The sequence below is a fragment of the Streptomyces venezuelae ATCC 10712 genome, assembly GCF_008639165.1.
GTDB classification, from domain to species: domain Bacteria; phylum Actinomycetota; class Actinomycetes; order Streptomycetales; family Streptomycetaceae; genus Streptomyces; species Streptomyces venezuelae.
Genome location: NZ_CP029197.1, coordinates 7,329,835 through 7,353,040, shown reverse-complemented (window position 1 = coordinate 7,353,040; position 23,206 = coordinate 7,329,835). Strand labels below are relative to the sequence as shown.

General features: G+C 72.3%; 26 protein-coding genes and 1 pseudogene. 11 read left to right on the top strand and 16 right to left on the bottom strand.

The annotated features are described in order from the left end of the window. Positions 1 to 27 precede the first annotated feature (27 nt). The 5 genes from DEJ43_RS33635 to DEJ43_RS33615 all read right to left on the bottom strand — a co-directional run bounded on the left by DEJ43_RS33635 (position 28) and on the right by DEJ43_RS33615 (position 5,970). Positions 28 to 1,095 (bottom strand): aldose epimerase family protein, encoded by a 1,068-nt coding sequence (locus tag DEJ43_RS33635; protein ID WP_015037904.1) that lies wholly within the window; start codon positions 1,093 to 1,095, stop codon positions 28 to 30. Positions 1,096 to 1,231: 136 nt separating this feature from the next. Beyond that, positions 1,232 to 2,230, bottom strand: coding sequence for a galactofuranose ABC transporter, permease protein YjfF (gene yjfF / locus DEJ43_RS33630; RefSeq protein ID WP_015037901.1), 999 nt, complete (start codon positions 2,228 to 2,230; stop codon positions 1,232 to 1,234). Further along, positions 2,227 to 3,342 carry an ABC transporter permease gene (locus DEJ43_RS33625; RefSeq protein ID WP_015037900.1) on the bottom strand — a complete coding sequence of 372 codons (1,116 nt, stop codon included), beginning with the start codon at positions 3,340 to 3,342 and terminating at the stop codon, positions 2,227 to 2,229. Before DEJ43_RS33625 ends, yjfF begins: the two co-directional genes overlap by 4 nt. After that, positions 3,339 to 4,901: a sugar ABC transporter ATP-binding protein gene (locus DEJ43_RS33620; RefSeq protein WP_015037899.1), complete on the bottom strand. Its 1,563-nt coding sequence runs from the start codon at positions 4,899 to 4,901 to the stop codon at positions 3,339 to 3,341. Before DEJ43_RS33620 ends, DEJ43_RS33625 begins: the two co-directional genes overlap by 4 nt. Positions 4,902 to 4,968: 67 nt before the next feature. Continuing rightward, positions 4,969 to 5,970, bottom strand: a complete 1,002-nt coding sequence (locus DEJ43_RS33615; protein ID WP_015037898.1) for an ABC transporter substrate-binding protein — start codon at positions 5,968 to 5,970, stop codon at positions 4,969 to 4,971. A gap of 483 nt (positions 5,971 to 6,453) precedes the next feature. On the opposite strand from DEJ43_RS33615, the pseudogene DEJ43_RS33610 reads away from it, so the two are divergent. Next, a pseudogene (locus tag DEJ43_RS33610) lies at positions 6,454 to 7,425 on the top strand (zinc-dependent alcohol dehydrogenase). 338 nt (positions 7,426 to 7,763) lie between these two features. Here DEJ43_RS33610 and DEJ43_RS33605 read toward each other — a convergent pair. Continuing rightward, positions 7,764 to 8,777: a LacI family DNA-binding transcriptional regulator gene (locus tag DEJ43_RS33605; RefSeq protein ID WP_015037895.1), complete on the bottom strand. Its 1,014-nt coding sequence runs from the start codon at positions 8,775 to 8,777 to the stop codon at positions 7,764 to 7,766. Positions 8,778 to 9,137: 360 nt separating this feature from the next. Here DEJ43_RS33605 and DEJ43_RS33600 point away from each other — a divergent pair, with 360 nt between their 5' ends. The 3 genes from DEJ43_RS33600 (at position 9,138) to DEJ43_RS33590 (ending at position 12,535) form a co-directional block, all read left to right on the top strand. Then, a complete protein-coding gene (locus DEJ43_RS33600) occupies positions 9,138 to 10,103 on the top strand; it encodes a glycoside hydrolase family 6 protein (RefSeq protein WP_015037894.1) in 966 nt (321 codons plus the stop codon). Positions 10,104 to 10,208: 105 nt separating this feature from the next. Continuing rightward, positions 10,209 to 11,495: a glycoside hydrolase family 6 protein gene (locus DEJ43_RS33595; RefSeq protein ID WP_015037893.1), complete on the top strand. Its 1,287-nt coding sequence runs from the start codon at positions 10,209 to 10,211 to the stop codon at positions 11,493 to 11,495. 224 nt (positions 11,496 to 11,719) lie between these two features. Beyond that, positions 11,720 to 12,535, top strand: a complete 816-nt coding sequence (locus DEJ43_RS33590) for a sulfite exporter TauE/SafE family protein (protein WP_015037892.1) — start codon at positions 11,720 to 11,722, stop codon at positions 12,533 to 12,535. A gap of 16 nt (positions 12,536 to 12,551) precedes the next feature. Here the strand turns inward: DEJ43_RS33590 and tsaD are convergent, their stop codons facing one another. The 4 genes from tsaD to DEJ43_RS33570 all read right to left on the bottom strand — a co-directional run bounded on the left by tsaD (position 12,552) and on the right by DEJ43_RS33570 (position 15,403). Continuing rightward, positions 12,552 to 13,622, bottom strand: a complete 1,071-nt coding sequence (tsaD, locus tag DEJ43_RS33585; protein WP_015037891.1) for a tRNA (adenosine(37)-N6)-threonylcarbamoyltransferase complex transferase subunit TsaD — start codon at positions 13,620 to 13,622, stop codon at positions 12,552 to 12,554. A 110-nt stretch (positions 13,623 to 13,732) separates the two neighbouring features. Next, positions 13,733 to 13,969 carry a 30S ribosomal protein S18 gene (gene rpsR, locus DEJ43_RS33580; protein WP_015037890.1) on the bottom strand — a complete coding sequence of 79 codons (237 nt, stop codon included), beginning with the start codon at positions 13,967 to 13,969 and terminating at the stop codon, positions 13,733 to 13,735. A gap of 37 nt (positions 13,970 to 14,006) precedes the next feature. Continuing rightward, positions 14,007 to 15,158, bottom strand: coding sequence for a CobW family GTP-binding protein (locus DEJ43_RS33575; protein ID WP_015037889.1), 1,152 nt, complete (start codon positions 15,156 to 15,158; stop codon positions 14,007 to 14,009). After that, positions 15,158 to 15,403 carry a type B 50S ribosomal protein L31 gene (locus tag DEJ43_RS33570; protein WP_015037888.1) on the bottom strand — a complete coding sequence of 82 codons (246 nt, stop codon included), beginning with the start codon at positions 15,401 to 15,403 and terminating at the stop codon, positions 15,158 to 15,160. The genes DEJ43_RS33575 and DEJ43_RS33570 overlap by 1 nt, the downstream gene beginning before the upstream one ends. A 153-nt stretch (positions 15,404 to 15,556) precedes the next feature. Here DEJ43_RS33570 and rpmB point away from each other — a divergent pair, with 153 nt between their 5' ends. Both rpmB and rpsN read left to right on the top strand, forming a co-directional pair. Continuing rightward, a complete protein-coding gene (gene rpmB, locus DEJ43_RS33565; protein ID WP_015037887.1) occupies positions 15,557 to 15,793 on the top strand; it encodes a 50S ribosomal protein L28 in 237 nt (78 codons plus the stop codon). After that, positions 15,793 to 16,098 carry a 30S ribosomal protein S14 gene (rpsN, locus tag DEJ43_RS33560; protein WP_015037886.1) on the top strand — a complete coding sequence of 102 codons (306 nt, stop codon included), beginning with the start codon at positions 15,793 to 15,795 and terminating at the stop codon, positions 16,096 to 16,098. The genes rpmB and rpsN overlap by 1 nt, the downstream gene beginning before the upstream one ends. A gap of 16 nt (positions 16,099 to 16,114) precedes the next feature. On the opposite strand, the gene DEJ43_RS33555 is transcribed toward rpsN, so the two are convergent. The 4 genes from DEJ43_RS33555 to DEJ43_RS33540 form a co-directional block, all read right to left on the bottom strand. Further along, positions 16,115 to 16,750: a nucleotidyltransferase family protein gene (locus tag DEJ43_RS33555; protein WP_015037885.1), complete on the bottom strand. Its 636-nt coding sequence runs from the start codon at positions 16,748 to 16,750 to the stop codon at positions 16,115 to 16,117. Then, positions 16,747 to 17,817: an iron-containing redox enzyme family protein gene (locus DEJ43_RS33550; RefSeq protein ID WP_015037884.1), complete on the bottom strand. Its 1,071-nt coding sequence runs from the start codon at positions 17,815 to 17,817 to the stop codon at positions 16,747 to 16,749. The genes DEJ43_RS33555 and DEJ43_RS33550 overlap by 4 nt, the downstream gene beginning before the upstream one ends. After that, positions 17,814 to 18,260, bottom strand: a complete 447-nt coding sequence (locus tag DEJ43_RS33545) for a CDGSH iron-sulfur domain-containing protein (protein WP_015037883.1) — start codon at positions 18,258 to 18,260, stop codon at positions 17,814 to 17,816. Before DEJ43_RS33545 ends, DEJ43_RS33550 begins: the two co-directional genes overlap by 4 nt. Before the next feature lie 94 nt (positions 18,261 to 18,354). After that, positions 18,355 to 19,077 carry a HemK2/MTQ2 family protein methyltransferase gene (locus DEJ43_RS33540; protein ID WP_015037882.1) on the bottom strand — a complete coding sequence of 241 codons (723 nt, stop codon included), beginning with the start codon at positions 19,075 to 19,077 and terminating at the stop codon, positions 18,355 to 18,357. Between the two features lie 147 nt (positions 19,078 to 19,224). Here DEJ43_RS33540 and DEJ43_RS33535 point away from each other — a divergent pair, with 147 nt between their 5' ends. From DEJ43_RS33535 to DEJ43_RS33515, 5 genes are read left to right on the top strand one after another with little or no spacing between them, the layout of a single operon-like run. Then, a complete protein-coding gene (locus tag DEJ43_RS33535) occupies positions 19,225 to 19,410 on the top strand; it encodes a hypothetical protein (protein ID WP_041663188.1) in 186 nt (61 codons plus the stop codon). 22 nt (positions 19,411 to 19,432) lie between these two features. Further along, entirely contained in the window at positions 19,433 to 19,948 is a 516-nt protein-coding gene (locus tag DEJ43_RS33530; protein WP_015037881.1) for an SRPBCC family protein, read from the top strand. Between the two features lie 58 nt (positions 19,949 to 20,006). Continuing rightward, complete coding sequence (locus DEJ43_RS33525) at positions 20,007 to 20,696, top strand: HAD family hydrolase (protein WP_015037880.1); 690 nt, start codon at positions 20,007 to 20,009, stop codon at positions 20,694 to 20,696. A gap of 50 nt (positions 20,697 to 20,746) precedes the next feature. Further along, positions 20,747 to 20,998 carry a BON domain-containing protein gene (locus DEJ43_RS33520; protein WP_015037879.1) on the top strand — a complete coding sequence of 84 codons (252 nt, stop codon included), beginning with the start codon at positions 20,747 to 20,749 and terminating at the stop codon, positions 20,996 to 20,998. Beyond that, on the top strand, positions 20,995 to 21,801 hold the full coding sequence (locus tag DEJ43_RS33515) for a metallophosphoesterase family protein (protein ID WP_015037878.1): 807 nt from the start codon (positions 20,995 to 20,997) through the stop codon (positions 21,799 to 21,801). The genes DEJ43_RS33520 and DEJ43_RS33515 overlap by 4 nt, the downstream gene beginning before the upstream one ends. 170 nt (positions 21,802 to 21,971) lie before the next feature. On the opposite strand, the gene DEJ43_RS33510 is transcribed toward DEJ43_RS33515, so the two are convergent. After that, positions 21,972 to 22,667 (bottom strand): DUF6766 family protein, encoded by a 696-nt coding sequence (locus DEJ43_RS33510; RefSeq protein ID WP_015037877.1) that lies wholly within the window; start codon positions 22,665 to 22,667, stop codon positions 21,972 to 21,974. A gap of 82 nt (positions 22,668 to 22,749) precedes the next feature. Continuing rightward, complete coding sequence (locus DEJ43_RS33505; protein ID WP_233448014.1) at positions 22,750 to 23,181, bottom strand: hypothetical protein; 432 nt, start codon at positions 23,179 to 23,181, stop codon at positions 22,750 to 22,752. Positions 23,182 to 23,206 lie beyond the last annotated feature (25 nt).

The window sequence follows — 23,206 nt, the reverse complement described above, 5'->3', positions numbered from 1 at the left end:
CAGCCGTGTCAGCGTGCTCGTACGCGGTCAGCCGCCCGTGCCGAACCGCAGGACCGTCCTCGACCGGTACTCCTCGCCGGGGCGCAGCACCGTGGAAGGGTCACCGGGGCGGTTCGGGGAGTCGGGGAAGTGCTGGGTCTCCAGCGCGATGCCGGCGCCCGCCCGGTAGGGCGTACCGCTCTTGCCGAGGACCGTTCCGTCGAACTGCCCCGCGGTGTACACCTGCAGTCCGGGCTCCGTGGTCAGCACCTCCATGCGGCGGCCGGTGGACGGCGCGTGGAGGACGGCGGCGCGGCGGAGGGTGTCGTCGCCCTGCGGGCTCAGGACGAAGTTGTGGTCGTACCCGCCGTCCGCGCCGGGGCGGGCCAGGGCGTCGGCGATCCTCAGCGGCCGGCGGAGGTCGAACGCGGCGCCGGCGACGGGGCGGTGGTCCCCGCGGGGAAGGAGGTCGTCGTCGACCGGCGTGTAGTGGGAGGCGTGCACGGCGAGTTCGTGGCCGAGGATGTCGCCCGCGCCCTCGCCGTCGAGGTTGAAGTACGCGTGGTTGGTCAGGTTGACCAGGGTGGCCGCGTCGGTGACCGCCCGGTACGTGAAGGCGAGTTCGTCGTCGCGGCCGATGAGAACGCTGACGGTGACGTCGAGGTTTCCCGGAAATCCCTGGTCGCCGTCCGGGCTCCGCAGGCGCAGGAGCACCCCGGTCCACTCCCGTGTGTGCACGCTCTCGGCTTCCCAGAGGCGGGTGTCGAAGCCGTCGGTGCCGCCGTGCAGGCAGTGGCCGTTCTCCTGCGTGGTCAGCTGATACGGCTTCCCGTCCAGGGAGAACCGGCCGTGTGCGATGCGGTTGGCGTAACGGCCGACGGTGGAGCCGAAGTACCGGGCGGTGTCGGCCGCCCGGGCGGGGTCGTGGGGAGCGAGGACGACGTCGGCCGGGGTGCCGTTCCGGTCCGGCACCCACAGGCCGTGGAGGCGGGCGCCGCGGGTGTGCACCTCCGCCGTGAGTCCGCCGGGGAAGCCGAAGGTCCATCGCTGTCCGGCGTGCGGGTCGGGGCGGCAGACCGGGGGGACCCCGGTGAAGGTGGACGGTGCTGGGTTCATGGAGGTTCCTTGTCGGCGAGAGGGCGCAGCCGGAAAGGGGGGCAGGGATGGCCCTGCCCCCCTCCCTGGCCGTGTTCGTACGCGGAGGACGGCTCGGGGTTCGTTCTCGGTGAGGGGTTCGTACTCGGTGAGGGGTCTATTCCGCCTGGCGCGATCCTGCGAAGAGGCGTTGGAGGAGGATGAAGACGAACAGCAGACCGCCGATGACGATGCGGGTCCACCACGAACTGAGCGTGCCCTGGAAGCTGATGATGGTCTGGATGAGGCCGAGGACCGTCACGCCCAGGGCGGTTCCCAGGACGAAACCGGAGCCACCGGTCAGCAGCGTCCCGCCGATCACGGCGGCGGCGATGGCGTCGAGTTCCATTCCGACGGCGTGCAGGGCGTTGCCGGACAGCATGTAGAAGGTCAGCAGCAGACCGCCGAGGGCGGAGCACAGGCCGCTCACGGCGTACACCGCGACCTTGGTGCGCCCCACGGGCAGGCCCATGAGACGGGCGGAGGACTCGTTGCCGCCCAGGGCGTAGACGGTGCGGCCGAAGCGGGTGTGGTGGAGGACGACGAAGGCGACTGCCAGCACGACCAGGGCGATGATCACGGCGGGTGAGACGAACAGGCCCCCGGGCAGGAGCACCCGCGTCTGGGCGATCCGCGTGGTCGTGGGGTCGGTGACGGAGATGGACTTGGTGCTGATCATGTAGCAGAGGCCGCGGGCGAGGAACATGCCCGCGAGGGTGACGATGAAGGGCTGGATCTCGAAGGCGTGGATCACCCAGCCCATGAGGGCGCCGCCCCCCGCCCCCACCAGCAGGACCACCGGCACCGCCAGCGCGAGCGGCAGGCCGTTCTGTTCGACGAGCCAGGCCGTCAGCATGGTCGACAGGGCCACCATCGAGCCGACCGACAGGTCGATCCCGCCGGTGAGGACGACGAACGTCATGCCGATCGCGACGACGAGCAGGAAGCTGTTGTCGATCAGGACGTTGAGCAGGACCTGCGCGGAGAAGAAGCCTTCGTACTGCACGGAGCCGATCGAGAACATCGCGACGAGCAGCGTGGCCGTCACCATGAGCGGCAGGCGGGCGGCGTGCCGTGCCGAGAAGCGGTGGAGCGGCTTGGTGAGGGTGGTGCTCACGGGTGGACCTCCTGCCGGCGGGCCGTCAGGTCGTCGGCCGCGGATGCCGGGTCCGGGGCGGCCGTTCGGCGACGGCGTGAGAGTCGCGCGCGGAACGCGGGCGACTGGACGAGACACACGACGATGACGACCAGGGCCTTGAAGACGAGGGTGGTCTCGGGCGGTACGCCGAGGGTGTAGATCGTGGTCGAGAGGGTCTGGATGGTCAGCGCGCCCAGGACCGTCCCGCCGAGGGAGAAGCGTCCGCCCGTCAGGGCGGTGCCGCCGATGACGACGGCGAGGATCGCGTCCAGTTCGATCCACAGGCCGGCGTTGTTGCCGTCGGCGCTGGACACGTTGGAGCTGATCATCAGGCCGGCCACCGCGGCGCAGACGGCGCTGACGACGTAGACCATGACCAGGAGGCCGGCTGCCCGGATGCCGACGAGTCGGCTGGCGACCGGGTTGCCGCCCACCGATTCGATGAGCAGCCCGAGCGCGGTCCGCCGGGTGACGAGGGAGGTGACGGCGACGAGGACCGCGGCGAGGAGGACGGCGAAGGGGAGGGTGAGCCAGTAGCCGCCGCCGATCATCTTGTAGGCGCTGCTGGAGACGCTGATGATCTGGCCGTCGGTGATCAGCTGGGCCACGCCGCGCCCGGCGACCATGAGGACCAGCGTGGCGACGATGGGCTGGACGCCGAGCCGGGCGACGAGGAAACCGTTCAGCAGTCCGATCCCGGCGGCCACGCCGACCGCCACCGCGATCGCCGAAAGGACGGTGGACACGCTTCCCGGGTCCTTCGCGGTGGCGATGTGCTCGCACGCGAGGGCGCCCGCGATGGCGACCGTCGAGCCGACCGAGAGATCGATGCCCCGGGTGGCGATCACCAGCGTCATGCCGAGCGACACCAGGATCAGGGGGGCACCGAACTGCAGGACGTCGATCAGGCTGCCGTACAGGTGTCCGTTCTGGACGCGGACGGCGAGGAAGTCATGGGTGAACACGACGTTCCCCACCAGCAGGGCGGCCAGCACCGCGGCGGGCCAGAACAGGCGGTGCTCGATCAGCCGCCGGGCGGCGGGGGCGCGGACCGGACGCCCCCCGGCGCCGGTGTCGTCAGGTGCGGTCATGAGGTGGCTCCGGTGGCGATGGCGCCCAGGATCCGGTCGGGCGTCAGGGTGGGGTCGTTGGCGAGGGTGGCGACGAGCCGGTGGTCGCGCAGGACGCCCACGCGGTGGCTCAGCCGCAGCACCTCCTCGAGTTCGGCGGAGATGAAGAGGACCGCGGTGCCTTCCGCGGCCAGCCGGGTGACCAGCTTCTGGATCTCCGTCTTGGCGCCGATGTCGATGCCCCGGGTCGGTTCGTCCAGGATCAGCAGATCGGGGTCGGTGAGCAGCCACCGGGCGAGCAGCACCTTCTGCTGGTTGCCTCCGCTGAGGTTGCGGACCTGTGCCTCGGGGGCGGCCGGGCGAATGTCGAGGACCTCGATCCACCGGGCGGCGATCTCCTCCTGCCGGGTACGGGAGAGGGGCCTGGTCCAGCCGCGTGCGGCCTGGAGGGCGAGCACGATGTTCTCGCGGACGGTGAGTTCGCCGATCAGTCCCTCCGCCTTGCGGTTCTCCGAGCAGAAGGCGATCTTGTGGGCGATCGCGGCGCGCGGGGATCGCAGGGCGGCACGCTCGCCGTCGATCCGTAGCTCTCCTCCGTCGGCGTGGTCGGCTCCGAAGAGCAGCCGGGCCGCCTCGGTGCGTCCGGAGCCGAGGAGCCCGGCCAGGCCGATGACCTCGCCGCGGTGGATGTCCAGGTCGTAGGGGTGGACGCCACCGGCCCGCGCGAGGCCGCGGGCGCTGAGGAAGGGCGTGTCCCCGGAACCGGGGCCTTCGGTGGTGCCGGTGTGGGACGTCTCGGCCAGTTCGTCGAGAACGCGCAGTTCGCTGCCGACCATGCGGTGGACGAGGGTGACGGGTGTCAGCTCGTCGATCCGGTACTCGCCTTCCAGGCGCCCGTTGCGCAGGACGGTCACCCGGTCGCACAGGTCGAAGACCTGGTCGAGGAAGTGGGTGACGAAGAGGATCGCGACACCCCGGTCGCGCAGCCTGCGGACCAGGGCGAACAGCTGGGCGACTTCGTCCCGGTCGAGGCTCGAGGTGGGCTCGTCGAGGATGAGGACCTTCGCGTTGACGTCCACGGCCCGCACGATCGCGACCAGTTGCTGGACGGCGAGGGAGTGCGTGCTCAGCGGCGTGCGGACGTCGAGGTCGAGTTCCAGTTCGGTGAGGAGCCGTGCGGCGCGTTCGTGGAGGGCCGCCCAGTGGACCAGCCCCAGGCGCCGGGGTTCACGGCCGATGAGGATGTTCTCCGCGACCGAGAGGTTGGGGCACAGGTTCACCTCCTGGTACACCGTGCTGATTCCGGCGTGCTGCGCTTCCAGCGGTTCGGCGAACCGCTGGGGGCTGCCGTCGACGGAGACCGTTCCCGCGTCGGGCGGATGGACACCGGTGAGCACCTTGATGAGCGTCGACTTCCCGGCGCCGTTCTCGCCCATCAGGGCGTGTACCTCGCCGGGGAAGAGGCGCAGGTCCACCCCGTCGAGCGCGAGGACGCCGGGGAACGCCCTGCGGATGCCGAGGGCCTCCAGGACCGGCCGGTCGGTGCGGGTGGGTGTGGTGGGGATGGGTGGGGCTGTCATCCGCCCTCCTCTCCTGAGGGGTCGGGGGCGGCGCGAGGGCCGCCCCCGGTCCGGTGCGGGCGTCGGGTCAGTACTGGCGGCCGGGCAGGGCGGCCGCGGCCTGGTCCTGGGTGAAGACGCCCTCCTTGACCTCGACCCGTCGCGGGACGCTCTCCCCCGCCGCGACCTTCTTGGCGAGTTCCATCAACTGGTCGCCGAGGAGGGGGTTGCACTCGACCACCACGTTGATCTTCTTCTCCTGCATGGCGACGAAGGCGTCCTTGATGCCGTCGACGGAGATCACCTTGATGTCGGTGCCCGGCTTCTTGCCCGCCTCCTCGATGGCCTGGATGGCGCCCAGGGCCATGTCGTCGTTGTGGGCGTACAGCACGTCGATGTCCTTGTGGGACTTGAGGAAGGCCTGCATGACCTCCTTGCCCTTGGCGCGGGTGAAGTCCCCGGTCTGGGACGCGACGACCTTGAACTTGGGCTGTCCCTTGATGACTTCGGCGAAGCCGGCCTTGCGGTCGTTGGCGGGTGCGGAGCCGGTGGTGCCCTGGAGTTCGACGACGTTGACCGGTTCGGAGGTCCCCTCGTACTCCTTCAGGAGCCACTTGCCGGCCTCCTGCCCCTCCTTGACGAAGTCGGAGCCGAGGAACGTCCGGTAGAGGGAGGTGTCCTGCGAGTCGACCGCACGGTCGGTGAGGATCACCGGGATGCCGGCGCTCTTGGCCTCCTTCAGGACGGTGTCCCAGCCGGACTCCACCACCGGGGAGAAGGCGATGACGTCCACCTTCTGCTGGATGAACGTGCGGATCGCCTTGATCTGGTTCTCCTGCTTCTGCTGCGCGTCGGAGAACTTCAGCGTGATGCCGGCCTTCTCGGCCGCCTCGCGTACGGACGTGGTGTTGGCGGTGCGCCAGCCGCTCTCGGCTCCCACCTGGGCGAACCCGAGCACCAGCTTGCCGTCGGAGGAGCCCTTGCCGGCACCGCCGGTGGTACCGGTGGGCGCGGGCTCGGTGGTGCAGGCGGTCAGCACACCGGCGGCCAGGGCGGCGGCGGTGATGACACGGAGGGCTCTGTGGGCCATGTCGTGGTTCCTTTCGGGGACGTGCGTCGTACAGGGCGGGGCTCTGAAGGGGCCGGGCCCGGGCGAAGGTGCGGCTGCGCAGCGGTGGTTGCGCTGGGCGGAGGCGGAGTGCGCGGAGGCCCCCGAGGACCGGAGGCCTTCCGAACGCGACACATTGTGAGCGCTAACAGTCCCGTAACTCAAGGGTTCGTACGGCCGTTACCGTTTTCTGATGCGGAGAGACCCGTTGCTGTGCCGCCGCTCACAGCATGGGGATGTGAGCGTTAACAGACTGCTGAGGCGCCTCTGCGGCACAGAAGGCCCCACAGAATGAGGCCCGTTGACACACCCCACCGTGCTTCATATCGTCGCGACACAATTTCGGACGACGCCCGAAATATCGAACGCCAGGAGTCGCCCCATGCGTTCCACTCCGCCCACCGGCCAGGGCGACGTCCTGTGAGCCGCCAGGGACAGGCTGTCGTCCTCGACGCTCCCAGGACGATGCGCCTCGTGCGGCACGTGCCGCGTCAGGCGGGGCCCGGCGAAGCCCAGGTGCGCGTCCACGCCGTCGGGATCAGCCGCAGCGACCGAGACGTCTACCTGGGGCGCCGCCCCGTTCCGTACGTGCGCTACCCGGTCACCCCCGGCCACGAGTGGTCCGGCACCGTCACAGCCGTGGGAGAGGGCGCGCCGGCTTCCCTGCTCGGCCGCAAGGTCGTGGGCGAAGGACTGCGGAACTGCGAGACCTGCGCGCCCTGCCGCGACGGCGACACCAACCTGTGCACCGCCGGCTACGAGTAGACGGGGTTCACCCTTCCCGGCGCCATGGCTCCCACCCTCGTCCTCCCCGCCCGTCTGCTGCACGCGCTCGCGCCGGACGCCGATCTCACCGCCGCCGCGTTCCTCGAACCGGCCGCCTGCGCGGCCGCCGCCGTCCTGAAGGCGCGCCCCCTGCCCGGTTCACGGGTGGCCGTCATCGGCTCCGGCGCCCTCGGTCTGCTCACCGCACAGCTCCTCCGCTCCTTCTCCCCGAGCGAGCTGACGGTCGTCGGTACGAGCCCCGACCGGGCCGAACTCTCCCGTCGCTTCGGAGCCACCGCCCACCGGACGTGGGACCGCGCCTCCGGTCTCACGGGCTTCGACGTGGTGATCGACGCCGCGGGCACCACGTCGAGCGCGCGCGCCGCGACGTCCTTGTTGCGGCCGGGAGGACGTCTGGTCCTCACGGGCATCCCGGCCCAGGGAGCGGAAGGAATCGATCCCACCGAGGTGGTCGCGCGGCAGCTGTCGATCGGCACCGCCTTCGGAGCCTCCTCCGGCGCCTGGTCCTACGCCGTGGGCGCCTTCTCCGCGGGACGGCTGACGCCGCTCGAACTCGTCACGCACCGGCTGGGCATCGACGGGTACGAGCGGGCCATGAAACTCACGGGCAGCGGCGATCCCCGCGTCGGGAGAATCCTGCTCCGCCCCTGAGCTCGAAGACCGGGGGGCGCGTTTCAGGGCTCGTTGAGCGTGGTCCACGGGGCGCGCCGGTCGCCCAGTGCGCCGGCGGCCGACGGCGTTGACGGGTCCCGTGGGGCGCACGCGGAGCGCGGGCCGGGGCCCGGGGCCGCACGCCAGGCCCGGCCGGGAGGCGGTTCGTCAGGCGTACGGGCCGGAGCACGAGGCCGTACGCCAGGCCCGGCCGGGAGGCAAGTCGTCCGGCGTACGCGCCGGGGCACGGGGCCGTACACCAGGCCGACGGGAGGCGGTTCGCCAGGCGTACGGGTCGGAGCACGGCGCCGTACGCCAGGCCGCCCCGACGCGGTTCGTCAGGCGCTGGCGCGGAGGACCAGGCGCGTGGGGAGGATCAGTGGGGTGGGGGCCTGCCCGTTGATGAGCGCGACGAGCATGCGTGCCATCTCACGACCGAGGCCCTCTATGGGCTGGTGCACCGTGGTCAGCGGCGGATCGGAGATCCTGGCCACGGCGAGGTCGTCGAAGCCGATCACGGCGACGTCGGCGGGGACGCGGCGGCCTGCGTCGCGCAGGGTGCGCAACGCCCCTGCCGCCATGTTGTCGCTGGCGGCGAACACGCCGTCCAGCTCCGGGTGCCGCGCCGACAGCGCCGCCATGGCGGCCGCGCCGCTCGGCTCGGTGAAGTCACCGGCTTCCGGCGGATACGGTTCGAGGCCGGCCGCCAGCATGGCGTCCTGATAGCCGCGGTAGCGGGCGCGCCCCACCTCGGTGTCCAGCCGCCCGCAGATCGTCGCGATCCTGGTCCGGCCGAGCGAGATCAGGTACTCGGTCGCCGCGCGCGCCCCTCCGAGGTTGTCCACGTCCACATACCACCGCGGGTCCAGACCGACCGGACGCCCACCGAACACCACGGGAATGTCCGCCTCTTCCGCCACGCGGGCCAACGGATCGTCTTCGCGCAGCGCCATCAGCATCACTCCGTCGGCCCCCTTGGACCGGAGAAGCCGCTCCACGCGCCGGCGCCCGCGTTCGGAGGCCGCCAGACAGAGCATCAGGTGCAGTTCGGCCTCCTCCAGCGCTGCCGAGGCACCCACGATCACCTGGGCGAAGAACGGGTCCGCGAAGATCGAGGGATCCTCTCCCGAGACGACCAGGGCGGCCGCGCCGGTCTGACGGGTCGCCAGCGCCCGGGCGGTCGGATTCGGCACGTATCCGAGCCGATGGACCGCCCGTTCGACGGCCTCGCGTTTCGCGCGGCTGACGTGCGGGGCGTTGTTGAGCACACGCGAGGCCACCGACCTTGAGACGCCGGCCAGTTCGGCCACCTCGTCGAGTGTCGACTGCCGGTTCGGCACACCTTGCGCCATGAGCTGCCCTCCTCCCTCCATCTGAAAACCTGGGAGGCTGGCAGCGCTTCCAGTTTCAGGACTGTAAACCCCTCCCCTCATCCTGTGAAGTGCTGTTCGAGGGGGCGCACTTGACAGTCCCGAGGGGCGCATCACACGATACGGCCACACCTCGGCCCACAGAACGTGGCCTGGGAGCGCTTCCCGTGGGAGCGCTTCCACGGACGCTTGTGAGCCCGGAGTGCGCTGGTGTCCCCGCCGGGGCGCCGCCTCGGTGAGGCGCCGCACGGGGAACTTCGTACACCGCAATTCCTCACCGCGTCGCACCGCTCAGGACGAGAGCGGTCGACGCGTCCGCCGTCAGGAAATCGAGGTACAGCCATGCGCCGCAGAATCCGCGCCCTCGTCGCAGCCCTCTCCGCACTGCCGTTGGCGCTCGTCGTCGCCCCGTCCGCCCACGCGGCGGATCCCACCACCATGACCAGCGGGTTCTACACGGACCCCGACTCCAGCGCGAAGAAGTGGGTCGCCGCCAACCCCGGCGACGGCCGGGCCCCCGCGATCAGCACCTCCCTCGCCAACACCCCCATGGCCCGCTGGTTCGGCGCCTGGAGCGGCACGATCGGCACCGCGGCGGGCGCGTACGTCGGCGCGGCGGACCAGCAGGACAAGCTGCCCATCCTGGTCGCGTACAACATCTACCTCCGCGACTCCTGCGGCGGGCACTCCGGCGGCGGGGCCCCGTCGGCCTCCGCGTACGCGACCTGGATCGCGCAGTTCGCCGGCGGGATCGCGGGCCGCCCGGCCGTCGTCCTCCTCGAACCCGACTCCCTCGCGGACTACGGCTGCCTGAACCAGACCCAGATCCGCGAACGCCAGGGCATGATCAGCGGCGCGCTCGCCGAGTTCAACCGGCAGTCCCCCAACACGTGGGTCTACCTGGACGCCGGCAACCCCGGCTGGGTGAGCGCGGCGACGATGGCCCAGCGCCTCCACGAAGCCGGCCTCCGCCAGGCACACGGCTTCTCCCTCAACATCTCGAACTACTACACCACCGACCAGAACACCGCCTACGGCAACGCAGTCAACAGCGAACTGGCCGCCCGCTACGGCTACACCAAGCCGTTCGTCGTCGACACCAGCCGCAACGGCAAGGGCTCCAACGGCGAGTGGTGCAACGCGGCCGGCCGCCGCATCGGCACGCCCACCCGGCTGGGCGGGGGCGCCGAGATGCTGCTGTGGATCAAGGCCCCGGGCGAGTCCGACGGCAACTGCGGCGTCGGGACCGGTTCCACGGCCGGCCAGTTCCTCCCGGAGGCCGCCTACAAGATGATCTACGGCTACTGACATCCGACTCCTGTGGCCCGGTATCCGCCGCTCCACGTCCGCCGCTCCACGACCGGGCCACAGGCACCACCGGCCCCTCACCCATCCCTCCGATCAGGAGCCCCCATGAACCCACGCAGCCTCCGGCGCCGTACGACCGCCGCCCTCGCGGCGCTCGCGGCCTGTGCCGCCCTCCTCGCGACGCAGGCGCAGGCGCAGGCGCAGGCCGCACCCGTCGCGGACGCGCTCACCCCCGCCACGAGGTTCTACGTGGACCCGAACAGCAAGGCCGCCAAGCAGGCGCTCACCGACCTCCGGAACGGAGACTTCGCGAACGCCGTGAACATGGCCAGGCTCGCGAGCTGGCCTCAGGCCGAGTGGTTCACCGAGGGCACACCCGACGAGGTCCGGGCCAAGGTGAGGAGCCTCGTCCGCGAGGCCCGGCTGGTGAACCGGACCCCCGTCCTGGTCGCCTACAACGTCCCGGGCCGCGACTGTTCGCAGTACTCCAGCGGCGGCGCCGCGTCCTCCGCCGCCTACCGGAAGTGGATCGACGCCTTCGCCGCCGGCATCGGCGACAGCAAAGCCGTCGTCGTGGTCGAGCCCGACGGCCTGGCCCTCCTCCCGAGCGACTGCGGACCGGGGGTGGACCCGACCGGCGAACTCACGGCGACCCGCGTCGCCGACCTCACGTACGCCGTCAGGACCCTCAAGGCCAAGGCCCGCACCACGGTCTACCTCGACGCCGGCAACGTCCAGTGGCGGCCCGTCGGCGAGATGGCGCGGCGACTGCTCGACGCCGGCGTCCAGCACAGCGACGGCTTCGCCCTCAACGTCTCCAACACCCACCCCACCGACCACAACACGCGGTACGGCACCTGGATCTCCCGGTGCATGTGGTACGCCACCGAGGGGCCCGAGTACGCCCGCGGCCACACCGACTGGTGCGCCACCCAGTACTACTCGCCCGCCGCGCCCAACGACGGCGCCCCCGGCAACGCGGTCGACCCCGCCGACCCCGCCACCTGGCGCTGGACCGACGCCTGGTTCGACCAGAACGCGGGCACCCCGCCGAACGACGCCCTGCACCACTTCGTCATCGACACCAGCCGCAACGGTCTGGGCGCCTGGACCCCGGAGCCCGGCAAGTACTCCGGCGACCCGGAGATCTGGTGCAACGCACCCGGCCGCGGCCTCGGCCCCCGCCCGACCGCCGACACCGGTGTCCCGCTCGTCGACGCCTACCTGTGGGTCAAGATCCCCGGCGAGTCCGACGGCAGCTGCACGCGCAACACCGGCGGCACGATCGACCCCGAGTACGGCATCGTCGACCCACCCGCCGGCGCCTGGTGGCCCGCCCAGGCCCACACCCTGGCCCGCAACGCGGCACCACGACTGACCTTCAACCACTGAGCCTGCTCGCCGTCCAGAGCGGACCCGCGCCCGGCGGCGATCGACCTGTTCAACCTCGCTGGCGGCCCTGGTCGTCCTCGGCGCTTGAACATCGCGGCCCCGACGGGACGCCGTAGACCGTTCTCGGAGGTCCGCACAGCTCAGGGGCGGGCTTCCGGTGTCTTGTCCCGAAGGTGGGAGGGCGCCGTAGCAACAGGGGCGGGCCACCAGCGAGGATGCCCGTCATGAGCACCGGCCTGCCCCTCTCTCCCCTCCGGCCCCCGTACTCGGCACCTGTGGTGTTCGGTGCGGGGGCAGCCATCGGCGTTCTCGGCGGGATGATCGGGCTGGGCGGTGCCGAGTTCCGCCTGCCGCTGTTGATCGGCCTCTTCGGGTTCGCCGCGCTCTCGGCGGTCATCCTGAACAAGGCGATGAGCCTGGTGGTGGTCCTGGTCGCGCTGCCCGCCCGCCTCGCCGCGGTCCCGGCCGCCGAGGTCGCCGCCCGCTGGCCCGTCGCGGTCAACCTGCTCGCCGGCAGCCTGCTCGGCGCCTGGGCGGGCGCGTCCTGGGCGGTCCGCATGCGCAGCACCACCCTCTACAAGGTCCTGGCCGCCCTGATGGTCCTGATGGCGGCCGCCCTGGTCCTCACCCACACCGCCACGCTGGACACCGTCAACCTCCCGCTCTGGGCCCAGATCCCCGCCGGCGTCGTCGCCGGATTCGGTATCGGTGTCGTCGCCGCGATCATGGGCGTCGCGGGTGGGGAGCTGCTGATCCCGACGATCGTGTTGCTCTTCGGCGAGGACATCAAGACCGCCGGGAGCCTGTCCCTGCTGGTCTCCCTGCCCACCATGCTGGTCGCGTTCGCCCGGTACAGCCGCGACGGCAGCTTCGCCGTCCTCGGCGCCAACCTCCGCTTCACCGCGGTCATGGCCGCCGGCTCGGTCACCGGGGCCGTCCTGGGCGGCCTGCTCCTGGGCGTGTTCCCGGACCTGGTGCTCATCCCCGCCTTGGCCGTGATCCTGCTCGTCTCAGCGGTGAAACTCGCCCGCCACCACTGACCGACCGCGAGGGTCATCAGGCCGCTCTCGCGAGCTGGGCCGGGAGCGGGGTCAGGGAGGCGTACTTCAGCGGGGCGGACGGGTCGGTGGAGACGTCCAGCGGGGCGGGTTCGGCGCCGGAGCGGACGAGGAGGTCGCCGACGGCCGCGATCATGGCGCCGTTGTCGGTGCACAGCGTCATCGGCGGTACCCGCAGCTCGACGCCGGCGGCGGCGCACCGCTGCTCGGTGAGGGCGCGGACCCGTGAGTTGGCGGCCACACCGCCGACGACGATCAGCGTCTTGACGTCGTACGCCTTGCAGGCCGCGAGGGCCTTGCGGCTCAGCACGTCGGCGACGGCTTCCTGGAGCGCGGCGGCGCCGTCCGCCACCGGTACGTCGATGCCCCGGAGGCGGTGCTTCTCGACCCAGCGGGCGGCGGCGGTCTTCAGGCCGGAGAAGGAGAAGGCGTACGGGTCGTCGCCGCCCCGGGTCAGCGGGCGCGGGAAGTGCACGGCACGCGGGTCGCCGTCGCGGGCGGCCCGGTCGATAGCGGGCCCGCCCGGGTACGGGAGGCCGAGGATGCGGGCGACCTTGTCGAAGCACTCGCCTGCCGCGTCGTCGAGGGTGTCGCCGAGATGCAGGATCGGTTCGCGGACCAGGTCCCGGACCAGGAGGAGGGAGGTGTGGCCGCCGGAGACGATCAGGACGACGCACGGGGTGGGCAGCGGTCCGTGCTCCAGAGTGTCGGCGGCGACATGGCCCGCCAGGTGGTGCACTCCGTACAGCGGCACCCCAGCCGCATAGGCGAGGGATTTCGCGCCGGCCAGACCGACCTGGAGAGCGCCGGACAGACCGGGCCCCGTGGTGACGGCGACCGCGTCGATCTGCCCCAGCCGCAGCCCCGCCTGGTCGAGCGCTTGCCGGACGACCGGGGTGAAGGACTGGAGATGGGCGCGGGCGGCGATCTCGGGCACGACACCGCCGAAGCGGGCGTGCTCGTCCATGCTCGACGCGACGACGTGCGCGAGAAGCTTCCCGTTCCGCACGATCCCCGCGCCGGTCTCGTCGCACGACGACTCGATTCCGAGGACGACCGGTCCACCCACTGCACCACTCCGTTTGCCTTTTGCCCTGAACCCGTAGTTGCAATATATGTGCAATAAGGGTCGAGTGCGTCGCCCATACGACGACAGCGCGCCGCGGCCGCAGGAGCCGCCTACCGGCTGGTGTACGGCAGGAGTGCCATCTCGCGTGCGTTCTTGATGGCGGCGGCGAGCCGGCGCTGCTGTCGGGCGGTGACCCGGGTCACGCGGCGGCTGCGGATCTTGCCCCGGTCGGAGATGAACTTCCGCAGCACGTCGGTGTCCTTGTAGTCGATGTACGTGATCCCGGCCGCGTCGAGCGGGTTCGGGCGGGGCTTCGTGGGCTTGCGGGGTTCGGGGCGGCGGGCCATGGGGGTTCGTCCTTGGTCTGGTGGTCGTGACGGGGGGTCAGGCGGTGTCGAGGAGGGGGGCGAAGGCGGCCGGGAGGTGCTTCCAGCCGGCCGGGCCGGCCTCGTACTCCTCGTCCGTGAGGAGGCAGGACTCCAGGAGCCGCTCCAGGCCGTCGCGGTCGAGGCCCGGTGAGGTGAAGACGAGGTGCTGGCAGCGGTCCCCGTGCTCGGGATGCCAGTCCATGGCCGCGGCGGCCCGCCGCATCGGCGGGACCATCTCCCAGGCGGCGTCGGGCAGCGACGCGAGCCAGGGGCCGGCGCTCTCCACGCACAGCGCGCCGCCCGCGGCGTCCCAGGCCAGCAGGGCGTCGGGCCGGTCGGCGAGCCAGAACCTGCCCCGGCTGCGGGCCGCCGCGCAGCACAGGTCCTCGAGCGCCTCGTACAGGCGACCGGGGTGGAAGGGGCGTCCGCGGTGCCAGACGAGCGTCGTGACTCCGGCGTCGTCCGCCTCCTGCGGCAGCAGTGCGCACGCGGGGTGCTGGGCCGCCGCGGCGGCCTCGACGTCGAAGCCCGCGAAGGCGGCCGCGGCGAGGTCGTCCGAGCCGGCCGTCACCCGGCGGGCGGTGGGGTGCAGCTGGGCGAGCAGCGCGTGGTCCTCCTCGTCGGCGTCCTCGTTGTCGACGAGGGCGAGGACGGGTGCGTACTCCAACTGGCGGGCGAAGGTGTCGCCGACGGTCCGCCGGTCGGTGGGTGCGGCCGCCAGGCCGCCTTCGGCGAGGTCGTCGCCGTTGCCGAGGTACGGCAGCACGAGCGCCGGGTCCACCGCCGTGATCACGTTGGTGAGGGCGAGTCCGTCGCCGGCGTGTGCGGCGACGACCTCGGCCATCGTCTTCGGCTCGACCGAGTCCCACAGTTCGACCACGGCGAGCCGGGTCACACCGGCGCCGGCGAGTCGTTCCAGCTCCGGTACGAGGTCCTCGCGCAGCGCACAGCACGCGCAGTCGTTCACCAGGGGCGTCGCGTCCTCGGACAGGAGCCCGCTCGCGTCGCGGATCAGGCGGCGCACCGTGCCGTCCGGCGCGCCGGTGAGGTCGTGGTGGAGGGCGACGCTGCCGGGGACGGCCGCGAGGAGGCGGTCGACCACCTCCTTGCGGGCGTCGGCGTGGAGCCCGGCGACGATTACCACGGGCAGCCGGGGGTCGCGTGCCATCAGCGGGCTCCGTAGCGGCGCTCGAAGCGTTCGACGCGGCCGGCGGTGTCCAGGACGCGGGCGGTCCCCGTGTAGAAGGGGTGGCTCACGGAGGAGATCTCCACGTCCACGACCGGGTAGGTCCGGCCGTCCTCCCACTCGATGGTCTTCTCGCTGGTGAGGGTGGAGCGGGTGAGGAACGCGGAGCCGGAGGCGGTGTCGCGGAAGACGACGGGGCCGTAGGCGGGGTGGATGCCGGGCTTCATGGCTGGAGCCTCTCTGCGGTGGGGCGGGTGGGCGTTCAGCGCTCTTCACGGAAGTCGTGGCGGACGTCGGCGAAGAGCGCTGAACGTGAGGCTAGTATATGGGAACGGTTTTCATTACCAATAAGCAGCTCGCACGAGAGGCAGGTCACACCCATGTCCGCCCACTGCCAACTGACCGGCGCCAAGCCCGGCTTCGGCCACACGATCTCCCACTCCCACCGGCGCAGCCCGCGCCGCTTCGACCCGAACATCCAGCACAAGCGCTACTGGCTCCCCAGCGAGGGCCGCCACGTCCGCCTCACGCTGAGCGCCAGGGCGATCAAGACCGTCGACGCCATCGGCATCGAGGCGGCCGTGGCCCGAATCCGGGCCCGCGGAGGGAAGGTCTGATGGCGAAGCAGAGCAAGATCGCGCAGAACGAGAAGCGCAAGGCGACCGTCGAGCGCTACGCCGCCCGGCGGGCCGAGCTCAAGGAGATCATCCGCCGCCCCTCGTCGACCGCCGAGGAACGCCGGGCCGCCCGGGAGGAGCTGAGCCGCCAACCGCGCGACGCCAGCGCCACCCGGGTCCGCAACCGCGACAGCGTCGACGGCCGCCCCCGGGGCTACCTGCGCAGGTTCGGGCTCTCCCGGGTCCGCGCCCGGCAGCAGGCCCACGCCGGGTACCTTCCCGGCGTCACGAAGTCCTCCTGGTAGCCCGTACGGCGGTCGGCTAGGGCTCCTCGGCCCGGTGCGGGAGTACGTCGAGGAGCTCCAGCAGGTAGAGGAAGGCCTTGGCCATCGGGGCGTCGTCCGTGTCCTCGCGGACCCGCGCCCAGTCGACGCGCTCCCGCAGACCGCGGGCCAGCGGCAGGACCGCGCCGAAGTCGCAGTGATGCTCGGAGAGCGCGAGGAGACGGGAGACCATCAGGTCGGTGGGGGCGAGGACCGGCATGTGGACCGAGTCCACGGGGAGCGTGTCGGAACGGGCCAGGAGTTCGTCGGTGACCGGACGGCCGGCGAGGGAGAAGATCAGGTCGATCTCCTCCCCGCCCGAGCGGGCCTTCACGAGCCAGTCCTCGGGCGGGTCGACGATCCGTATGCCGCGTTCGACCAGGGCCCGGGTGACGACGTCGGCGTCCTCCCGGCGCACCGCGAAGTCCGTGTCGTGCTGGAGCCGGACCGGGATGCCGTGGGCGTACGCGGCGACGCTGCCGACCAGCGCGAACGGGCGGCCGGACGCCTTCAGCACGGCGCCGACCTCCTTGGTCGCCTCCAGGATCGCCTGGGTGTGGTCGACGGGCAGGGCGGGCGCGCCGCCGTCGGCCGCCGCCTGCCCGGGGGCGGCCCCGCCTTCCACGAGGCTCATGATCCGCTCCTGTCGTCGTCCTCCGGGCGGCTGCGATGGGGAGGGCCGGCGCCGTGGGAGGGCGTGCGCAGCGCGCTGTCACCCCGGGACCAGGCGCCGAGGAGGTGATCGCCGAGACGGTCCTCCAGATGGCGGGTGGCAGCGATGCCGAAGGAGACGTCGGGTGCGAGGTCGGGTTCGTCGTCGAGGAGGCCGCCGACGACGTCCCGGCGCACGACCTGCTCGTGGACGGCGTCCGCCACCACGTGCTCGTCGTAGTACAGCTGAGCCGCCGGGCCTGCGCCCGCGCGGCGCAGGGCTGCGGAGAGCCGGGAGGCGGCGGGCGGGGAGGTGGTCTCCAGGACGGCGAAGTGTCCGACGAGCGCACCCCGCAGCCGTCGGTGGAGACCCAGCAGCGACATCAGGTTCGAGACGGCCAGCATCTCGGCGCCGACGACGTCGACGTACCGCCCGTAAGCCGGGTCGAGTCCGAGGTCGGCCATGAGATGTGCGTAGAGCACGGCGTGTACCCGCTCGGCCCGCCCGCAGCCGTACTCGTCGTACGCGATGGCCGTCATGGCCGCCTTGGCGCGGCCGCGCAACCGGGGGATCACCCACAGCTGCGGGTCCGTCTCGCGCAGCTGGGACACGGAACGCAGGACGACGTTCTCGCGCAGCTGCCACAGCTCGCCCTCGGCGAGGAGGTAGGAACTCGGTCCTGTGCCGCCGACCGGTTCGACCAGCAGTTCGTCGAGGGCGTCGCCGACGCCGGGACGGTCACGGCAGTCGTGCCGCAGGGCGCTCTCGAACCGGTGCTCCACCAGGGCCCATACGCCGAGGAGGCCGGCGTCCCATTCGACGGTGTCGGGGACGCCTTCGAAGCCCTGGTAGTGGGGTTCGTAGCAGAGGTGCAGGGCGAGCTGCAGGTCCTCCCCGTACGGGTCGCCCCGGGCGATCGTCGCGGCGCTGGGAAGGACGTCGGCGCCGCCGCCGAGCAGGCGCGCCCGTACGGCGGACGACACGTCACCCCGGGCCTCGGGGACCGGGGGCCTCGTGGCGGCGGTGGCGGGCGCGGCGAGGACGGTCATGAGGTCCGCGCCTCCGTCGCCGGGCCATCGGGCGTTCGCGTCTCCGTCGCCGGGCCGTCGGGCGTTCGCGGCTCCGTGGTCGGGCCGTCGGGCGTTCGCGGCTCCGTGGTCGGGCCGTCGGGCGTTCTCGCCTCCGTCGTCGGGCCGTCGGGTGTTCGCGCCTCCGTCGTCGGGCCGCCCTGCGTCCGGGGCTTCGTGGCGCGGTCGCGCCTCAGGCGGGTGCGGTGGCTCGTGTCGCAGAACGGGGCCCGCAGGCTCCGCCGGCACGTGCACAGCGCCATCACGGGGCGCTCGCAGCGCACCACCGACCCGTCGGGCATCACGATGTCCGCCGGGCCGTCCACGAGCACCGGACCCTCCGGGAGCGGCCGGATGCGGGGCACGACGGGCTCGGGAGCGGTGCCCCGGCCGGTCGTCCGGGAGCCCTCGGGGAGAACGGTCATCACACACCACCACCGATCGAAGCGACTGCGCCGACACCGCGCGACTGCCCGGTTCGCGGGCCGTCAATCATGGCGACCCCGCGGGCGACTCCCGTCACGGCCGGCACGCGCGGATCACCACGAGGTCCTCCGTACGCACGCCCGGGGCGATCAGGCCCCGGTCGGCGAACCAGGCCGACCGGGCCGACATCACCGGCCCGAAGCCCTGTTTACGGCGCTCCACGACGCGCGGCGAAAGGCCGCCCCGCCCGAGGGCCGCCAGCGTGGCGTCGACGCCCGAGAGGGACGACTGGACGATCAGCAGGACGCCGGAGGGGGCGAGGAAGCTCGGGGCGCGCGAGCAGATCCGGTCGAGGAGCAGCCGGCCGTCGGTCCCGGCGTCCCAGCTGCGCCGCGCACCGCGGGACGGCGTCTGGGCGTCCGCGGACGGTACGTACGGCGGGTTCACGGTGACGAGGTCGAACCGCTCGTGGGCGACCGGGCCGTCCAGGTCTCCGCACAGCGTCCGGATCCGGCAGCGGTGCAGCCGCGCGTTGAGGCGTGCGACGGCGATCGCGGTACGCGAGATGTCGACGGCGGTGGCCCGCGCGCCCCGCAGGGCCGCGACGAGCGCGAGAACGCCGGTGCCCGTGCACAGGTCGAGCGAGCGCGCTCCTGGCCGGAGCTCCTCCCGCCGTACGTGCGCCGCCAGCAGACCGGTGTCGGCCTGGGGCGCGTACACGCCGGGAAGCCGGTACACGCGGGGCAGGTGGTGGGCCCGCGCCGCATGGTCCGGCGGTACACGTTGTCCCCCGGTCCTCGTCGTCACTGTGGTCATCACCATCTCCTCACGTCGCCCCGCGGCTACCCCGCGCCCGCCTCGGCATGCCGCGGGCCCGCCCCGCCCACTCCGGCTGCTTACCGACGGGCGGCCCGGGTAGACGCGGGGCAGCGCCGGTCACCGGCACCGAGGAGGGAACCCCCGATGAACGCGAACACCGACGTACGGACGGGCAACGGGCGACGCCCGCTCTCCGACGAGGAGTTCCGCGCACTGCTGCGGGAGGCACGCGCCGAGGCGCGTCGCCGCTTCCTCGGTGAACCGCCCCGGAGCGAACCCGACTTCGCGCTGCGCACGCAGCACGCCGAGTTCGGGGCCGCCGCACACTGAACGACCGAAGGAGGCAGGACTCATGAGCACCGTTGAACAGACCATCGACGTCGACGTCCCCCTGCGGACCGCGTACAACCAGTGGACGCAGTTCGAGGAGTTCCCGAAGTTCATGGAGGGCGTCGAGGAGGTCCGGCAGACCGACGACCGGCACTGCCACTGGCGGACCAAGGTGGCCGGGGTGCGGCGCGAGTTCGACACCGAGATCGTCGACCAGCTCCCGGACGAGCGCGTCGCCTGGCGCACGGTCGCGGGCGATGTCCAGCAGATGGGCGTCGTCAGCTTCCAGCCGCTCGACGAGGCGCACACCCGGGTGCGGCTGGCCATGGACGTCGAGCCCTCCGGCATGGCGGAGAAGGCCGCCGACGCGATGGGCGTGCTGGACCGCCGGGTCAAGGGCGACCTGAAGCGGTTCAAGGGCTACATCGAGGAGCACGGCCGGGAGTCCGGCGGCTGGCGCGGCCGTATCAGCCCGGGCGGCGCCGACAGCCCCGACATGACCCCGAGGGACGACCCGGGCTCCACCGGCCTGCGGTGACGGAGCCGGTACGTCGCCGGATGTGAACACGACCTGAGGTGAGGACGGAGGCGAGGAGATGGACCGGGCCGCTCTGTTCGACGTGGACGGAACCCTGGTGGATTCCAACGCCCTGCACGTCGTCGCCTGGTGGGAGGCGCTGCGTCAGGGCGGGCACGACGTCCCGACGCACGCCGTCCACCGCGCGATCGGGCTGCCGGGCGAGAAGCTCCTGGAGCATCTCCTCGGCCCCGACCGCGACCGGTCGGGGGACGACCGGCTCAGCGCCGCCCACGACACCCTGTACGGGGCGTACTTCGAGCGGCTCCGGGCCTTCGACGGTGCGGCGGAGCTGCTGAGCACGCTCGCGGGCGGCGGCTGGAAGGTCGTCCTGGTCACCTCCGCCAAGGACCGGGAGCTGGAGGCGCTCCGCGCGGCCGTGGACGCGGACGCCGCGATCTCGGCGACGGCCACCGCCGACGACGTGGCGGAGGGCAAGCCCGCGCCGGACCCGATCGAGCACGCCCTCTCACTGGCGGGCGTGCCCGCCGAGCGGGCCGTGCTCGTCGGGGACAGCGTCTGGGACATGGAGGCCGCGCGCCGCGCGGGGGTGCTCTGCGTCGGGCTGCTCTGCGGCGGGATTCCGCGCGCGGACCTCGAGGACGCGGGCGCCGCCGCCGTGTACGACGACGCGAAGGACCTGCTCGCCCACCTCGACACGGCCCCGTTCGCGAAGGTCCGCGCCGAGCGGGAGTCGTCGGCGGAGTAGTCCGCGGCCCCACCGGCCCCCGCGGCCGGCCACCAGGACGGAGGTACGTGATGAGCAGCGGCGACGCCGAGTACCGGATCGCCCGGTTCAGAGACCGGCTCATGGGCGGGGAGGTGGCGGAGCTCGGGGTGCGGATCGAGGTGCGGGGGTCGGTCGTCCTCCTGACGGGGACGATCCCGACGGCCGACCACCGTGAGGAGATCCTCCGGATCGCCGAGGCGGAGCTGGCGGGACTGTCCCTCCACACGGACCTCATGGTCGCCTGCGCCGACCCGCCGGACCGGTCCGAGGAGTTGCGATGACGTCCGCAGGGGAGCACGGCCGGCAGGGCCGGGACGCGGTTGCGTACGCGGGGGGCGCGGAGGGCGACCCGGGTGCCGTGCGCGTGGCCGCCGTGGGGGACATCCATCTGGGCACGGACTCCCGTGGCCTGCTGAGGCCGTCGTTCGCGACCCTGCCGCTCTGCGCCGACGTCCTCCTCCTCGCCGGCGACCTCACCCGCCACGGCACGGTCGCCGAGGCGGAGGTGGTCGCCGATGAGGTGCGGGACCTGGGTGTCCCCGTGGTCGCGGTGCTCGGCAACCACGACTACCACGACGAGCGGGAGACGGACGTCGCGCACGCCCTCACCGACGCGGGGGTCACCGTCCTGGAGGGCGAGAGCGTGGTCCTGCCGGTGGACGGCGGCAGGGTGGGGATCGCCGGGGCGAAGGGCTTCTGCGGCGGCTTCGCGGGCCGTAGCGCCGGGGAGTTCGGCGAACGCGAGATGAAGGAGTTCGTCCGCACCGCGCGCCGGGCCGCCGAAGGCCTGCACCAGGCCCTCCGTGAGCTGTCCGCCGACGGCTGCGGAGTCAGGATCGCCCTGACGCACTACGCGCCCGTCCCCGACACGCTCGCGGGTGAACCGGTGGAGATCCAGCCCTTCCTCGGCAGCTACCTCCTCGCGGAGGCCATCGACGACGGCGGTGCCGACCTCGCCGTCCACGGGCACGCGCACCTGGGCACGGAACACGGAATGACGGCCGGGGGCGTACGCGTCCGCAACGTCGCCCAGCCCGTGATCGGCCGGGCCTTCGCCCTCTACCACCTGCCGCTCACCCGGTAGGCCGCGTCCGGCCCGACCGGCTGGACATTCTCTGGGTACGGGTCCGGACTCGCGCGCTTGGAACGGGCTGCCCGGGGCAGTCGCCGGGTGGGTGCGCGCACCCGAAAGCCACCGCCCGACTTTTCCCCTTCCGGGCGGTGGCGCCGGGCCCGGGAGCCCGGCGCGGGCGTTCAGCCTTCGACGCCGGTGGCGGAGTGGGGGGAGCCGACCGGCTTCGACTCGGGGGAGCCGCGCTGGCGGAGGTAGACCGAGAGGATGGCCATCGCGGCCACCGCGAGGAGTTCCGACTGCCAGTTCTGCAGGGAACGGTTCCAGAAGTCCGAGGAGGCCAGGTAGGAGACCCAGCTGACGGGCTCCTGGAGCTGGCGCAGCCGTACGTCGTTGTACGCGGAGACCCCGGAGACGGACTGGGCGAACCAGGAGAACAGGAAGAACACGGCCATGGCGAGGCCCAGCGAGCGGGAGTAGAGGGCCTGCCGCCAGTCCTTGGTGCTCGCCCAGCGGGGCGAGTCGGACTGGGCGTGGTCGCCCAGTTTCTGTTCGCGTTCGCTCTCGGTACCGGCCTTGTGCAGGGGTTTCGACTCCGGCGAGCCGCGCTGGAGGAGATGGACGGTGCCGAAGATGTAGAGGAAGAACTGCAGGAACTCGGACTGCCAGTTCTCGGTGACGTCGACCGCGAAGTCCGAGGACATGAGGTAGTCCCCGAAGCCGACCTGCTGGAGCCCTTCGACGGCCAGCTGTTCGTTGAACTCGGCCCGTCCGGCGACCGCCTGAGCGGCGAGCACGACGAGGAACGCGGCGCCGAAGACGAGGGAGAGGCTGTTGCCGCGCCAGAACCCCGTACGCTCCCGCCTGTTCGCGCTCACCGGTGCATCGCTCCGATCACGGTGAAGTAGGCGAGGCCGCCGAGAATGATCACGACGCACCCCGCGAACACGGACTTCATGGTCAGGATCCCTTCAGCGCGCACTGGTACGGCTCGTCCTCCGCCTGCGGGACACAGCCCGCGGCGGTGACCTTCCAGCCGTCGTCGAACTGCGAGAGGAACAGCGTGTCGTTCCGCATGCGCAGGAGCGCCTGGCGGCCGTAGACCTCCACCCCGAGCTGCGCTCCGGCCTTCGGCAGGTCCAGCGAGCGCAGCGCCGGGCCGCAGGGGCTCTTGGCGTCCGACTCGACCTGTTCCCGGGTCTCGGGGGCGAGCAGCTCACAGCCGGCCCTGAGGTCGTCCGCGGCGAGCGCCGTCGTGAAGAGCAGGCCGGCCCGGGAGGCACCGTCCTCGCGGGCCGCGGAGGCGCCGCAGCCGCTGAGCAGGGCCGCCGCCAGCAGGACGCCGGCCAGCGGGCGTACGGGGCGACGGAGGGCGCGCGGGGACGAGGTCACGCCCCGCACTATTCCCCCGTGCGCC

Coding starts and splice junctions, on each gene's coding strand:
- DEJ43_RS33555 (WP_015037885.1), bottom strand. CDS start 16,750: ATGAGCCTCGTGGAAGGCGGGGCCGCCCCCGGGCAGGCGGCGGCCGAC.
- DEJ43_RS33595 (WP_015037893.1), top strand. CDS start 10,209: ATGAACCCACGCAGCCTCCGGCGCCGTACGACCGCCGCCCTCGCGGCG.
- DEJ43_RS33535 (WP_041663188.1), top strand. CDS start 19,225: ATGAACGCGAACACCGACGTACGGACGGGCAACGGGCGACGCCCGCTC.
- DEJ43_RS33620 (WP_015037899.1), bottom strand. CDS start 4,901: ATGACAGCCCCACCCATCCCCACCACACCCACCCGCACCGACCGGCCG.
- DEJ43_RS33605 (WP_015037895.1), bottom strand. CDS start 8,777: ATGGCGCAAGGTGTGCCGAACCGGCAGTCGACACTCGACGAGGTGGCC.
- DEJ43_RS33545 (WP_015037883.1), bottom strand. CDS start 18,260: ATGACCGTTCTCCCCGAGGGCTCCCGGACGACCGGCCGGGGCACCGCT.
- DEJ43_RS33590 (WP_015037892.1), top strand. CDS start 11,720: ATGAGCACCGGCCTGCCCCTCTCTCCCCTCCGGCCCCCGTACTCGGCA.
- rpsN (WP_015037886.1), top strand. CDS start 15,793: ATGGCGAAGCAGAGCAAGATCGCGCAGAACGAGAAGCGCAAGGCGACC.
- rpsR (WP_015037890.1), bottom strand. CDS start 13,969: ATGGCCCGCCGCCCCGAACCCCGCAAGCCCACGAAGCCCCGCCCGAAC.
- DEJ43_RS33525 (WP_015037880.1), top strand. CDS start 20,007: ATGGACCGGGCCGCTCTGTTCGACGTGGACGGAACCCTGGTGGATTCC.
- DEJ43_RS33635 (WP_015037904.1), bottom strand. CDS start 1,095: ATGAACCCAGCACCGTCCACCTTCACCGGGGTCCCCCCGGTCTGCCGC.
- DEJ43_RS33540 (WP_015037882.1), bottom strand. CDS start 19,077: ATGACCACAGTGACGACGAGGACCGGGGGACAACGTGTACCGCCGGAC.
- DEJ43_RS33570 (WP_015037888.1), bottom strand. CDS start 15,403: ATGAAGCCCGGCATCCACCCCGCCTACGGCCCCGTCGTCTTCCGCGAC.
- DEJ43_RS33600 (WP_015037894.1), top strand. CDS start 9,138: ATGCGCCGCAGAATCCGCGCCCTCGTCGCAGCCCTCTCCGCACTGCCG.
- DEJ43_RS33625 (WP_015037900.1), bottom strand. CDS start 3,342: ATGACCGCACCTGACGACACCGGCGCCGGGGGGCGTCCGGTCCGCGCC.
- rpmB (WP_015037887.1), top strand. CDS start 15,557: ATGTCCGCCCACTGCCAACTGACCGGCGCCAAGCCCGGCTTCGGCCAC.
- DEJ43_RS33615 (WP_015037898.1), bottom strand. CDS start 5,970: ATGGCCCACAGAGCCCTCCGTGTCATCACCGCCGCCGCCCTGGCCGCC.
- DEJ43_RS33530 (WP_015037881.1), top strand. CDS start 19,433: ATGAGCACCGTTGAACAGACCATCGACGTCGACGTCCCCCTGCGGACC.
- DEJ43_RS33520 (WP_015037879.1), top strand. CDS start 20,747: ATGAGCAGCGGCGACGCCGAGTACCGGATCGCCCGGTTCAGAGACCGG.
- DEJ43_RS33550 (WP_015037884.1), bottom strand. CDS start 17,817: ATGACCGTCCTCGCCGCGCCCGCCACCGCCGCCACGAGGCCCCCGGTC.
- DEJ43_RS33515 (WP_015037878.1), top strand. CDS start 20,995: ATGACGTCCGCAGGGGAGCACGGCCGGCAGGGCCGGGACGCGGTTGCG.
- DEJ43_RS33575 (WP_015037889.1), bottom strand. CDS start 15,158: ATGGCACGCGACCCCCGGCTGCCCGTGGTAATCGTCGCCGGGCTCCAC.